Below are 12,737 nucleotides of genomic sequence, written 5' to 3'. Positions count from 1 at the left end.
CGTATGCCTTATCGATGTATGACGCTTTGAAGTGTTGTAGAAACCAGTGGAGCCTCCCGTGCGCCAGCATTATCTAGCCCTGCTCAGTGTGTTCGCCAGCCTGCCTGCGATGGCCCTCACGTTCCAGACACGTCTGGAGAATATTGAGTGGAAGGTAGAGGGCGACAAGTTTGAGTGCCGTCTGAGCCAACCGATCACCGATTTTGGTTCGGGTGAGTTCGTGCGCCGGGCCGGCGAGCAGGCGACGTTTCGTCTGAAAGCCTTTAATGGTTCGCTGGGCGCAGGTTCGGCCACCTTGCTGGCCGCTGCCGCACCTTGGCAGCCCGGACGCGGCGACATCAATCTGGGAGCCGTGCGTGCCGGCAGTGGCGAAGTGCTGTTCAACAGCTCACAGGCCCAGGCCGGGCGCCTGTTCAATGGTTTGCTCGAGGGGCGTTCGCCGACCGTACGGCATTACGGGCGTGAGGGCGGCTACTCGGAAATCCGCCTGTTGCCGGTGAAGTTCAACAAGGCTTACAGCGACTATCAACTGTGCACCGCCAAGCTGCTGCCGATGAATTACGATCAGGTCAAGCAGACCGAAGTCGGCTTTCCGGGCGGTGGCATCGAGCTGGATGCGGCGGCCAAGCAGAAGCTGGCAGTGATTCTTGAATTCATGAAGGCCGACCCGACCGTCAACCACATCGAGTTGAACGGCCACTCGGACAACAGCGGCAACCGCCTGACCAATCGTGATGTTTCACGGCGTCGTGCATTGGCGGTGATGGACTACTTCAAGGCCAACGGCGTCGAGGAGTCGCAGATTACCCTGCGCTTCCACGGCGAAAGCTACCCGCTGGCGCCCAACACCAATGCTGCCAACCGCGCACGCAACCGCCGCGTCAATATTCAGCTGGAGCGGGTCGCAACCCCCGAGAAACCGGCACCCCAGGCTGCGGTCCGGAGCAATCCCGCGGCCACCTCATAAGGTGCGACCACCGGTCGCCCTCTCGACATAATCTGTCGCTTTATCTTCATTTGCTGTCGCGCCCCTGTAATTTCACGGTTTTGATCGGTAGAATCGTCGCCTTTCCGTACAACCCCGTGGAGTGATGGCATGGCCGACGTAAACAAGGTCGTTCTCGCGTATTCCGGCGGCCTGGACACTTCGGTGATCCTCAAGTGGCTGCAGGATACTTATAACTGTGAAGTGGTGACCTTCACCGCTGACCTGGGTCAGGGCGAAGAGGTCGAACCTGCACGTGCCAAGGCGCAAGCCATGGGCGTGAAAGAGATCTACATTGACGACCTGCGCGAAGAATTCGTCCGCGATTTCGTTTTCCCGATGTTTCGCGCCAACACCGTCTATGAAGGCGAGTACCTGCTGGGTACTTCCATCGCACGTCCGCTGATCGCCAAACGCCTGATCGAAATCGCCAACGAAACCGGCGCCGACGCCATTTCCCATGGCGCGACCGGCAAGGGCAACGACCAAGTGCGTTTCGAACTGGGCGCCTACGCGCTCAAGCCGGGCGTCAAAGTGATTGCCCCTTGGCGTGAATGGGACCTGCTGTCCCGTGAAAAGCTGATGGATTACGCTGAAAAGCACGCAATCCCGATCGAGCGCCACGGCAAGAAGAAGTCCCCGTACTCGATGGACGCCAACTTGCTGCACATCTCCTATGAAGGCGGCGTGCTGGAAGACACCTGGACCGAGCACGAAGAAGACATGTGGAAATGGACCGTCTCCCCGGAGAACGCGCCAGACAAGCCACAGTACCTGGAACTGACCTACCGCAACGGCGACATCGTCGCGCTGGACGGCGTCGAAATGACTCCGGCTACCGTGCTGGCGACCCTGAACCGTATCGGTGGCGAACACGGTATCGGCCGCCTCGACATCGTCGAGAACCGTTACGTGGGCATGAAGTCCCGTGGCTGCTACGAAACTCCGGGCGGCACCATCATGCTGCGCGCTCACCGCGCCATCGAGTCCATCACCCTGGACCGTGAAGTGGCTCACCTCAAAGACGAGCTGATGCCTAAGTACGCCAGCCTGATCTACACCGGCTACTGGTGGAGCCCTGAGCGTCTGATGCTGCAACAGATGATCGACGCTTCCCAGGTCCACGTGAACGGCGTTGTGCGCCTGAAGCTGTACAAAGGTAACGTGATCGTCACCGGGCGTAAATCCGATGAGTCGCTGTTCGACGCCAACATCGCCACCTTCGAAGAAGACGGCGGCGCCTACAACCAGGCGGACGCAGCGGGCTTTATCAAGTTGAACGCACTGCGCATGCGCATTGCGGCCAACAAAGGTCGCAAGTTGTTCTGAGTGCTCAAGACACTCTAAGGAAAGCCCCTTGTTGAAAGGGGCTTTTTTTTGCCCGATGAAAAACCAGGCAGCCTTGATTCGATCTTTTGTTTATCGATGTTTAAACTTTGTTGAAGTTAAGGTGACAGGAAATTTGTCTGCCGGGCCAACTGCACGTGATGGCTTGTTTGCGAGGTGAAATGAATTAATTACACCTGACAAGGAACTATGTCTTACAGATAAATCACACAAGTAAGCACAATTTAATTGTTGTGCGCTGAATGTTCTGTAGGAAATATGGGTGTAAATAAATATGTTTAATGGAACTAAAAAGGTGGTGGTTTTCTTGGCTTCTCAAGGGAGCGATGACCACAAGCAAGGGATATTTCCTGAAAGTCGTGTGCGTTACTTTCGCCGTCCATCCCATATCCGTGGGGTAATTTATTCAAAATATGTGTGGGACCGGAAAGATCTGAAAGGCCTCATACAACTCGCTACGGTCGACTTTGCGTTTTTTTGTAGGTCAATTCCTATTACGTTGTGGGTTGGGTCTCTGCTTGCTGTTGCGCGGGGGGGAATACTATGCCAACTAGGAAACGACTAGGCTATTGTGCTTGCTCTGAATAATTCGAACAGCGAAATTGGACTTTCTTATGAATAAAGTGCTGATCGTGGATGATCATCCCGTCATTCGTCTTGCTGTGCGTATGCTAATGGAGCGTCATGGTTATGAGGTCGTTGCCGAGACCGATAACGGTGTCGATGCGTTGCAACTTGCACGGGAACATATGCCGGACATTGTCATACTGGATATTGGAATTCCCAAGCTCGATGGGTTGGAAGTTATTTGCCGGCTCTCCTCGGTCAAACAGCCTGCGCCGTTCAAGGTGTTGGTGCTGACGTCGCAGGCTCCGGGGCATTTCTCCATGCGATGCATGCAGGCGGGGGCGGCAGGCTATGTATGCAAGCAACAGGACCTGACCGAGTTGCTGAGCGCTATCAAGGCGGTGCTTTCCGGCTACAGCTATTTCCCGAACCAGGCGCTGAATTCGGTGCGCTCTACCATGGGCAATGCCAGCGAGGCCGACATGGTTGAACGCCTTTCGGGCCGGGAGATGATGGTGTTGCAGCAGTTGGCCCGTGGTAAAACCAACAAGGAGATCGCCGATGGCATGTTCCTCAGTAACAAGACCGTCAGCACCTACAAGACGCGCTTGTTGCTCAAGCTCAATGCCCGCTCCCTGGTGGACCTGATTGAACTGGCCCAGCGCAATGGGTTGGTATAGGTGGGAAGGGGTCCATCAAAACGCCGATAGGTAACCAGAGTACTCGTTGGAAAAAAGCCTCCGTCAGGGAGGCTTCTGGTCGTCAACGGCCAGGTCAGAGGTCGAAGTCGTAATCGGCCAGTTGTTTTTGCAAGCGTCGCTCTTCCAGAAGATTGTCGATAGTGCGACGTTTGCTCAGATTGGTCTTGGCCACCTCCGCAACGGGGGCTTCGCCATCGTCATCCGGCTCTGCAACGAGGTCGTCTTCTACATCCAATTGTTCTTTGCCAGTGCTCATAAGGTTCACTCCGGGCTAAGACTGCCGTTGGCGCTCCTTATAACGATAATCCATGAATGGGTAAAAAAGATTTTTTCAATCGACAGATCAAAAAAACCAATGATTGCTCAATCGTCTGATGTCTTGTCCTTGTATTCGCACAGGTCCTCGATGCGACAGCTGCCGCAGCGCGGCTTGCGCGCCTGACAAACATAGCGCCCATGCAGGATCAGCCAGTGATGGGAGTCGAGCAGATACGGCTTGGGCACGAACTTCATCAATTGATTTTCCACCTCGACCACGTTCTTGCCGCGGGCGATACCAGTTCGGTTACTGACCCGGAAAATGTGCGTGTCTACCGCCATGGTCAACTGTCGGAACGCGGTGTTGAGCACAACATTGGCGGTTTTGCGCCCTACGCCGGGGAGGGCTTCCAGCGCTTCGCGAGTTTGTGGCACTTCACCGCCGTGCAGCTCAACCAGCATCCGGCAGGTCTCAATCACGTTCTTGGCCTTGCTGTTGTAGAGGCCGATCGTCTTGATGTACTCCGATAACCCATCGACACCCAAGGCATGGATTGCCGCTGGCGTGTTGGCTACCGGGTACAGTTTGGCCGTGGCCTTGTTGACGCCTACGTCGGTGGATTGTGCCGACAGGATCACCGCAATCAGCAGCTCGAACGGCGAGGAGTAGGCCAGTTCGGTTTTGGGTTCCGGATTGTCTTCGTGAAACCTGCGGAAAATTTCCAGGCGTTTTACGGCGTTCATGGGACGAGTGGTTCCTTGCCGGTGTTCAGCGAGAAGGTGAAAAGGGTCCAGGCCGGGCCCCCTGCCAGTAGTAACCCCAGCAGGATAAACCCGGTAGGCATCAAAGTGGTGTCTGCCTCGCCGCGTAACAACCCTAGCGTGAGCGCAATGCAGCAAACAGTTGCTGACCCGTCTCAACGTTGCAGGTCACGTGCCCAGGGCATCGACTTGACGTTGCGCTTCATCGAGCCGGTTTTGTGCGTCGGCCAGTTCTTGCGGGGCGGCCAGCCGATCCTGCGCTTTCTTCAGCTCGGCGCGGCGCATCGCCAGCTGGATTTTGGCGCGTTTGAGTTCGGCAGTATTCACGGGCGACCGTGGCATTGCTGGCGTGCTGTCTGGTTCCAGTGCAGCCAATGCGCGTTCAGCGGCCTCAAACTGCTGTTGCAGGACGATCAACTGAGATTGCTGTTCAAAGGTCGGTGGATGACCAAAGGCTTTCAAGGACTTGTGCAGCTGTGCGCGGCTCATCGCCACCTCAATCTTGGCCTTCTTCACCGCTGCGTCCGTAATCGCTTGCAGGGCATCTACCGGCGCGGTTTCCATCGGTGCCGGTCGTTTGGTCCGTGCCTGGCGCTCGGCGAGCCGATGCTCCTCTTCCCGCTGCAAGCGCGCGTTGCGTTGTTCGTAGCGACGCCGTGCCCGGTCACGCTTGAGGCTGCGTTCGTGGCGCTCGTGATCATTGGCTGCCAGACCTCCCACGATCGGCAGCACGCTGACCAATGGGCGCATTTCAATGCAATCGACCGGGCACGGCGCCACACACAAATCACAACCCGTGCATTCGTCGACGATCACCGTGTGCATCAACTTGGCGGCGCCCACAATCGCATCCACCGGGCACGCCTGGATGCACTTGGTGCAGCCGATGCACTCGGCTTCACGGATGTACGCAATCTGCGCCGCAGCTTCGCCACGGGAGGTATCCAGCGCCAGCACCGGCACGTTCAGCAAGTGCGCCAGGCCGGCGATGGTTTCCTGTCCACCAGGCGGACACTTGTTGATGGCTTCGCCGCTGGCGATGCCCTCTGCGTAAGGCTTGCATCCGGGGTGCCCGCATTTGCCGCATTGGGTCTGCGGTAGCAGCGCGTCGATACGTTGAATGAGGTTCATGCTGTGATCATTGGCGTGCCGGTAGGTTAGACAAACAGGGTCTGATTATCCGGCAAGCGAGAAGGGGGAACTAGCTGAAAAGCCCTGTCGCCGAAGCGACAGGGCCGTCTTGCAGGCTTACTTGATCCGTTGACCGGGCTTGGCGCCGCTGTCAGGGCTCAGCAGGTAGATCTCTTCACCGCCAGGACCGGCCGCCATCACCATGCCTTCGGAGATGCCGAACTTCATTTTCCGTGGCTTGAGGTTGGCGATCATCATGGTCAGGCGACCATCGAGTTTGGACGGGTCCGGATAAGCGCTCTTGATCCCGGAGAACACGTTGCGTTGCTCGCCGCCAAGGTCCAGCGTCAGGCGCAGCAGCTTGTCGGCACCTTCCACGGCTTCGGCTTTTACGATCAGCGCGACACGCAGGTCGACTGCGGCGAAAGCGTCAAAGTCGATTTCCGCAGAGATCGGGTCTTTGGCCAATTCACCATTGCCTACTGGCGCAGCCGAGCCGGTGTCGGTCTGGCTGGCGACCAGGTCTTCTTTCGATGCGTCGGTCATGGCCTGGACCTTGACCGGGTCGATGCGGGTCATCAGCGGCTTGAACTCGTTCAACTGATGGTTGCTGAGCAGGGTCGCGAGGTCCTTCCAGGTCAGCGGCGCAACGTTGAGGAACGCCTCGGCGTCGGCGGCCAGCAGCGGCAGCACCGGCTTGAGGAAGATCACCAACTGGCGGAACAGGTTGACGCCGGTGGCGCAGATCGCCTGGACTTGCGCCTGCTTGCCTTCCTGCTTGTTCAGCGACCACGGTGCCTTGTCGGCGATCCAGGCGTTGGCGCGGTCGGCCAGGCCCATGATTTCGCGCATGGCGCGGGCAAAGTCGCGGGCTTCATAGGCTTCGGCGATGCTCGGTGCGGCGGCCAGGAACGCGTCGGTCAGTTCCGGTGCGGCATTTTCGGCCACCAGCAGGCCAGCGTTGCCCTTGTGGATGAAACCGGCGCAACGGCTGGCGATGTTGACGACCTTGCCTACCAGGTCCGAGTTGACCTTCTGTACGAAGTCTTCCAGGTTCAGGTCGAGGTCGTCTACGCCACGGCCCAGCTTGGAGGCGTAGTAGTAGCGCAGGTATTCCGGCGACAGGTGGTCCAGGTAGGTGCGCGCCTTGATAAAGGTGCCACGGGACTTGGACATCTTCTGGCCGTTGACCGTCAGATAGCCGTGCACGGCGATGCCGGTCGGCTTGCGGTAGCCCGAACCCTCAAGCATGGCCGGCCAGAACAGGGCGTGGAAGTTGACGATGTCCTTGCCGATGAAGTGGTACAGCTCGGCGGTGGAATCCTTGTTCCAGAACGCGTCGAAGTCCAGCTCCGGGGTGCGATCACACAGGTTCTTGAAGCTGGCCATGTAGCCGATTGGCGCGTCCAGCCACACATAGAAGTACTTGCCCGGCTCGCCCGGGATCTCGAAGCCGAAGTACGGCGCGTCGCGGGAGATGTCCCACTGTTGCAGGCCGCTGTCGAGCCACTCGGAGAGCTTGTTCGCCACGGCGTCCTGCAGGGTGCCGCTGCGGGTCCAGGTTTGCAGCATCTGCTGGAAGTCCGGGAGCTTGAAGAAGAAGTGTTGGGAATCCTTGAGCACCGGGGTGGCGCCGGAGATCGCCGACTTCGGATCCTTCAGCTCGGTCGGTGCGTAGGTCGCACCGCATTTTTCGCAGTTGTCGCCGTACTGGTCTTCGGTGCCGCATTTCGGGCAGGTGCCCTTGATGAAGCGGTCGGCCAGGAACATCTTCTTTTCCGGGTCGAAATACTGGGTGACCGAACGCTGGTCGATGTGCCCGGCATCCTTCAAGCGCAGGTAGATCTGGCTCGACAGCTCGCGGTTTTCTTCGGAGTGGGTCGAGTGGAAGTTGTCGAAATCCACCAGGAACTCGGCAAAGTCGGCGCTGTGTTCGGCCTGCACGTTGGCGATCAGTTGTTCCGGGGTGATGCCTTCCTTTTCGGCGCGCAACATGATGGCCGAACCGTGGGCGTCGTCCGCGCAGACATAGATGCATTGGTTGCCGCGATGCTTCTGGAAGCGCACCCACATATCGGTCTGGATGTACTCAAGCATATGGCCAAGATGGATGGAACCATTGGCATAGGGCAGGGCGCTGGTGACGAGGATCTTGCGTGGCTCGGACATGGGGCTCGGCTACTTGATGAAACGGAGGTCGGCCACTATAAAGCGCCGGGAAATATATTTCACCCCGTGGCGCTGTTTCAACATCTTCCAAACCTGCGAAAGCATGCCGTTGAGCCATAGGAACGGTTAGGATAGTCGCCTGTTTCAGTCAGTCTTTTTCGGGAGTAGCCCATGAGCGCCGTGAATCGCGCAGCGGTGGAAGCCGTTCTTCGCCAGTACACCGACCCCTATTTGAACCAGGACCCGATCAGTGCCGGCTGTGTGCGCGCCATCGAGATCGAGGGCGAGCGGGTGTCGGTCCAGTTGGAACTGGGTTATGCCGCCGGTCTGTTCAAGAACGGCTGGGCGCAGATGCTGCAGATGGCGATCGAAGGCCTGGACGGCGTGAGCTCGGCCAGGGTCGACATCCAGTGCGTGATTGCACCGCACAAGGCCCAGGCGCAGATTCCGGGCCTGGCCAATGTCAAGAACGTCGTTGCTGTCGCTTCCGGCAAGGGCGGCGTCGGCAAATCCACCACCGCCGCCAACCTGGCGTTGGCCCTGGCGCGTGAAGGCGCCCGCGTGGGTATTCTCGACGCCGACATCTACGGCCCGAGCCAAGGCGTGATGTTCGGCATCGCCGAAGGCACCCGACCGAAGGTCAAGGACCAGAAATGGTTTGTGCCGATTGAGTCCCTGGGCGTGGAAGTCATGTCCATGGCCTTCCTCACTGACGACAACACGCCGATGGTCTGGCGCGGCCCGATGGTTTCCGGCGCGCTGTTGCAACTGGTAACCCAGACTGCCTGGGGCGACCTGGATTACCTGGTGATCGACATGCCGCCAGGCACCGGCGACATCCAGCTGACCCTGGCGCAGAAAGTCCCGGTGGCCGGCTCTGTGATCGTCACCACGCCCCAGGACCTGGCGCTGCTGGACGCGAAAAAAGGTGTGGAGATGTTCCGCAAGGTCAACATCCCGGTGCTGGGCGTCGTGGAAAACATGGCGGTGCACATCTGCTCCAACTGCGGTCACGCCGAGCATCTGTTCGGCGAGGGCGGCGGCGAGAAGCTGGCCACCCAGTACGGGGTCGAGCTGCTGGCCTCGTTGCCGTTGTCCATGCTGATTCGTGAGCAGGCCGACGGAGGCAAGCCTACCGTTGTCGCCGAGCCTGACAGCCAGATTGCCATGATTTATCAGGAACTGGCCCGCCACGTAGGCGCGCGGATCGTCCTGCAGGAAGCGGCTTCACCGGCAATGCCGACGATTACCGTCAGCGACGACTAAGCGACGTGAAGGAGAAAAGCCTCGACGGTGTCGGGGCTTTTTCATGTCTGAAGAGCGCTCAAGGCCTGCCAGTTACGCTTTTACGCAATTGCTCGTGTAAGCAATTACTTACTTTCTCGTAAGTGTTTGGTTTTTTTAGCCGCCATGGGCGTCTCGATACACTCGGGTTGTTTTCTATCCTATTGAATAATAACAATTATTTACTTTTGTTCTGAGGCGCAAATCTCTCGGCCGGCGGCTGGGTTGCCGTTGAACTTCCTTTGGAACTCTTTAAGATCGGCCCCGTGTCCACGGATTGACACAGCCATCAAGGAACGATGGTTTGAAGGAACGTCGCAGGATGCGATTCATCAGGATGATGAAAAGGAATACAGGGACTAGGGAAAAAATGTGGGCGGGTCATACCGCCCCTTTTTTTTGCCTGTAGAAAAGTGAACCCTAGCCTGCAAAACGCAAAAAAGGCCCTTGAGGGCCTTTTAAGTCGTAGCAAACCGATCAGCGAATCAGATCGGCGATCTTGCCGGGCTTGCCATCCCATTCAGCTGCATCTGGCAGCGAATCTTTCTTCTCGGTGATATTTGGCCAGATTTCCGCCAGCTCGACGTTGAGCTGAATGAACTGTTCCATACCTGCCGGGACTTCGTCCTCGGAGAAAATTGCGACGGCCGGGCATTCCGGTTCACACAGGGCGCAGTCAATGCACTCGTCCGGGTGGATGACCAGGAAGTTCGGGCCTTCGTAGAAGCAGTCCACCGGACATACTTCCACGCAGTCGGTGTACTTGCACTTGATGCAGTTGTCGGTGACGACGAAGGTCATTTCTAATTCTCTCCTCAGGCGGCGGCGGCGAAACCCTTTGTGGCAGGGCTCGCGAGGTTCGGGAGTGGTAGTCTGCGGACCAGGCTAAGAGCCCGCAGCATCCCAAACCGCGCGAGAGTCTACCAGCTTGCAAGCCTCAGCGTTATATCCGAGTCTTCAGTGCATATAACATTTCGAGCGCTTTTCGCGGCGTCAAGTCATCCAGGTCAAGCTTTGCCAATTCATCCAGCACCGGGTGAGGCAGGCTGGCGAACATATCGCTCTGGTGCGGCGCGGCGTTTTTGCTCGTGGCTTTGGCGGGGCTGGCGACCACGTTTTCATGGGGCAGCGCCGTGGTTTCCAAGCGACTGAGGTGCTCGCGGGCGCGGCTGATCACGATGTTCGGTACGCCGGCCAGTTGCGCCACGGCCAGGCCGTAGCTCTGGCTCGCCGGCCCTGGCAGCACGTGGTGCAGGAACACGATGCGCTCGTTGTGCTCGGTCGCGTTGAGGTGCACGTTGGCCACCAGCGGCTCGCTTTCCGGCAATACGGTCAGTTCGAAGTAGTGGGTGGCGAACAATGTATAGGCGCGCAGATGCGCGAGGCGCTCGGCTGCCGCCCAGGCCAGGGACAGGCCGTCGAAGGTGCTGGTGCCACGACCGACTTCGTCCATCAGCACCAGGCTGCGTTCGGTGGCGTTGTGCAGGATGTTGGCGGTTTCGCTCATTTCCACCATGAAGGTCGAACGGCCACCGGCCAGGTCATCGCTGGAGCCGATCCGGGTGAAGATGCGGTCCACCAGGGACAGCTCGCAACTGGCCGCCGGCACAAAGCTGCCGATATGCGCCAACAGCACGATCAACGCGGTCTGACGCATGTAGGTGGATTTACCGCCCATGTTCGGACCGGTGATTACCAGCATGCGGGTGTCGTCGTCGAGCGACAGGTCGTTGGCGACGAACGGTGTCGTCAGCACTTGCTCTACCACCGGGTGGCGGCCCTGCACGATGCGCATGCACGGCTCGCTGACAAAACGCGGGCAGTTCAGGTCAAGGTTCAGCGCACGTTCGGCGAGGTTGCTCAACACATCCAGCTCGGCCAGGGCGGCGGCGGTGTCTTGCAGCGGTGCCAATTGGCTGATCAAGTCCTCAAGCAAGGCTTCATACAGCATCTTTTCCCGAGCCAGTGCACGGCTCTTGGCCGACAGCGCCTTGTCTTCGAACTCTTTGAGCTCCGGAGTGATAAAGCGCTCGGCGCCCTTGAGGGTCTGGCGACGTTGATAGTCGATAGGCGCCGACTCGGCCTGCTTGCTCGGCAACTCAATAAAGTAGCCGTGCACACGGTTGTAGCCGACCTTCAAGTTGGCCAGGCCGGTACGCGCTTTTTCGCGGGCTTCCAGGTCAATCAGGAACTGCCCGGCGTTTTCACTCAGGGCTTGCAGCTCGTCCAGCTCGCTGTCGTAACCGGTCTTCAGCACACCGCCGTCACGAATGATCGCTGGCGGGTTGTCGATGATGGCTTTTTCCAGCAGCGCCGCCAGTTCCGGGTAGGTGCTGGTGGTCACGGCCAGCTGTTGCAGGTGCGGCGTGTCCAGATCGGTCATCGCGGCCTGCAATTGCGGCAGTGCACCCAGGGCATCGCGCAGGCGCGCCAAATCACGGGGGCGCGCATTGCGCAGGCCGATCCGCGCCAGGATGCGTTCGATGTCGCCGATTTCCTTGAGCTGCGGCTGCAGCTTTTCAAAGCGATAGCCGTCCAGCAGGCAAGTAATGGACGACTGACGCGCCTGCAGCACGCTCAAATCCCGCAGCGGGCGGTTCAACCAGCGGGTCAGCAAGCGGCTGCCCATGGCGGTCTGGCAACGGTCGACCACCGATTGCAGGGTGTTATCGCGCCCGCCGGCCAGGTTGGTGTCCAACTCCAGGTTGCGACGGCTGGCGCCATCGAGCACCACGGTATCGTCCAGGCGCTCATGGCGCAGGCTGCGCAAGTGCGGCAGGGCGGTGCGCTGGGTTTCCTTGGCATAACTGAGCAGGCAACCGGCAGCGCCAATGGCCAGGGTCAGGGTTTCGCAGCCGAACCCCTTCAAGTCTTGCACGGAGAACTGCTGGCACAGACTTTTCAGCGCCGAATCACGCTCGAAATCCCACGGTGCACGACGCTTGGCCCCACGACGCTTTTCCGCCGGCAAGTCCTTCGGCCAGTCATCCGGGATCAACAACTCCACCGGATTGATACGCTCCAGTTCTGCCAGCAGGTTCTCCCAGCCCTTGATTTCCAGCACGCTGAAGTTACCGCTGGTGATGTCCAGCACCGACAGGCCGAACAAACGCTCATCGCCCAACACCGCCGCAATCAGGTTGTCGCGACGCTCATCCAGCAGCGCCTCATCACTCACCGTCCCCGGCGTAATAATGCGCACCACCTGACGCTCCACCGGCCCTTTGCTGGTGGCTGGGTCGCCGATCTGCTCACAGATCACCACCGATTCGCCCAACTTCACCAGCTTGACCAGATAACCTTCCAACGAATGGTAAGGAATCCCACACATCGGAATCGACTGCCCAGCCGATTGCCCACGGGCAGTCAGGGTGATGTCCAACAGCTTGGCGGCCTTCTTCGCATCTTCATAGAAGATCTCGTAGAAGTCGCCCATGCGGTAGAACATGAGCTGATCAGGGTGCTGGTTTTTGAGTCGCCAGTACTGCTGCATCATCGGGGTATGCGCAGAAAGATTTGAAATTTCTTTATTC

At 58.7% G+C, this 12,737-nt stretch carries 10 protein-coding genes; 4 read left to right on the top strand and 6 right to left on the bottom strand.

Going from position 1 to position 12,737, the window contains the following annotated elements; translation table 11 throughout:
* Window positions 1-58 precede the first annotated feature (58 nt).
* From LIY36_RS13555 to LIY36_RS13545, 3 genes are all read left to right on the top strand, one after another.
* The gene (locus tag LIY36_RS13555) at window positions 59-967 is read left to right on the top strand and encodes a flagellar protein MotY (RefSeq protein ID WP_226455946.1); all 909 of its coding nucleotides are present in this window, start codon (window positions 59-61) and stop codon (window positions 965-967) included.
* A gap of 129 nt (window positions 968-1,096) precedes the next feature.
* Window positions 1,097-2,314 carry an argininosuccinate synthase gene (locus LIY36_RS13550; protein WP_029295244.1) on the top strand — a complete coding sequence of 406 codons (1,218 nt, stop codon included), beginning with the start codon at window positions 1,097-1,099 and terminating at the stop codon, window positions 2,312-2,314.
* 632 nt (window positions 2,315-2,946) lie between these two features.
* Window positions 2,947-3,579, top strand: coding sequence for a response regulator transcription factor (locus LIY36_RS13545; protein WP_122719714.1), 633 nt, complete (start codon window positions 2,947-2,949; stop codon window positions 3,577-3,579).
* Window positions 3,580-3,673: 94 nt separating this feature from the next.
* On the opposite strand, the gene LIY36_RS13540 is transcribed toward LIY36_RS13545, so the two are convergent.
* From LIY36_RS13540 to metG, 4 genes are all read right to left on the bottom strand, one after another.
* A complete protein-coding gene (locus tag LIY36_RS13540) occupies window positions 3,674-3,856 on the bottom strand; it encodes a PA3496 family putative envelope integrity protein (protein WP_192297304.1) in 183 nt (60 codons plus the stop codon).
* Window positions 3,857-3,963: 107 nt separating this feature from the next.
* On the bottom strand, window positions 3,964-4,602 hold the full coding sequence (gene nth / locus LIY36_RS13535; RefSeq protein WP_192297303.1) for an endonuclease III: 639 nt from the start codon (window positions 4,600-4,602) through the stop codon (window positions 3,964-3,966).
* Between the two features lie 186 nt (window positions 4,603-4,788).
* Window positions 4,789-5,751 carry an electron transport complex subunit RsxB gene (rsxB, locus tag LIY36_RS13530; protein ID WP_226455945.1) on the bottom strand — a complete coding sequence of 321 codons (963 nt, stop codon included), beginning with the start codon at window positions 5,749-5,751 and terminating at the stop codon, window positions 4,789-4,791.
* A gap of 117 nt (window positions 5,752-5,868) precedes the next feature.
* Complete coding sequence (metG, locus tag LIY36_RS13525) at window positions 5,869-7,920, bottom strand: methionine--tRNA ligase (RefSeq protein WP_226455944.1); 2,052 nt, start codon at window positions 7,918-7,920, stop codon at window positions 5,869-5,871.
* 171 nt (window positions 7,921-8,091) lie between these two features.
* Here metG and apbC point away from each other — a divergent pair, with 171 nt between their 5' ends.
* Window positions 8,092-9,186, top strand: a complete 1,095-nt coding sequence (apbC, locus tag LIY36_RS13520; RefSeq protein WP_226455943.1) for an iron-sulfur cluster carrier protein ApbC — start codon at window positions 8,092-8,094, stop codon at window positions 9,184-9,186.
* A gap of 495 nt (window positions 9,187-9,681) precedes the next feature.
* Here apbC and fdxA read toward each other — a convergent pair whose 3' ends face one another.
* Both fdxA and mutS read right to left on the bottom strand, forming a co-directional pair.
* Window positions 9,682-10,005: a ferredoxin FdxA gene (gene fdxA, locus LIY36_RS13515; RefSeq protein WP_192297299.1), complete on the bottom strand. Its 324-nt coding sequence runs from the start codon at window positions 10,003-10,005 to the stop codon at window positions 9,682-9,684.
* 142 nt (window positions 10,006-10,147) lie between these two features.
* A complete protein-coding gene (gene mutS / locus LIY36_RS13510; RefSeq protein WP_226455990.1) occupies window positions 10,148-12,727 on the bottom strand; it encodes a DNA mismatch repair protein MutS in 2,580 nt (859 codons plus the stop codon).
* Between the last annotated feature and the right edge of the window lie 10 nt (window positions 12,728-12,737).

Source organism: Pseudomonas sp. AF03-9 (assembly GCF_020515815.1).
Taxonomy (GTDB): Bacteria; Pseudomonadota; Gammaproteobacteria; order Pseudomonadales; family Pseudomonadaceae; genus Aquipseudomonas.
Note: the sequence above shows the minus strand (reverse complement) of the source record. Positions and strands in the feature narration are given on the sequence as shown.

What these genes read in the sequence shown, in the direction of transcription:
- LIY36_RS13550 (WP_029295244.1), top strand. Translation starts at nt 1,097, where the DNA reads ATGGCCGACGTAAACAAGGTCGTTCTCGCGTATTCCGGCGGCCTGGAC.
- LIY36_RS13545 (WP_122719714.1), top strand. Translation starts at nt 2,947, where the DNA reads ATGAATAAAGTGCTGATCGTGGATGATCATCCCGTCATTCGTCTTGCT.
- LIY36_RS13540 (WP_192297304.1), bottom strand. Translation starts at nt 3,856, where the DNA reads ATGAGCACTGGCAAAGAACAATTGGATGTAGAAGACGACCTCGTTGCA.
- nth (WP_192297303.1), bottom strand. Translation starts at nt 4,602, where the DNA reads ATGAACGCCGTAAAACGCCTGGAAATTTTCCGCAGGTTTCACGAAGAC.
- rsxB (WP_226455945.1), bottom strand. Translation starts at nt 5,751, where the DNA reads ATGAACCTCATTCAACGTATCGACGCGCTGCTACCGCAGACCCAATGC.
- metG (WP_226455944.1), bottom strand. Translation starts at nt 7,920, where the DNA reads ATGTCCGAGCCACGCAAGATCCTCGTCACCAGCGCCCTGCCCTATGCC.
- apbC (WP_226455943.1), top strand. Translation starts at nt 8,092, where the DNA reads ATGAGCGCCGTGAATCGCGCAGCGGTGGAAGCCGTTCTTCGCCAGTAC.
- fdxA (WP_192297299.1), bottom strand. Translation starts at nt 10,005, where the DNA reads ATGACCTTCGTCGTCACCGACAACTGCATCAAGTGCAAGTACACCGAC.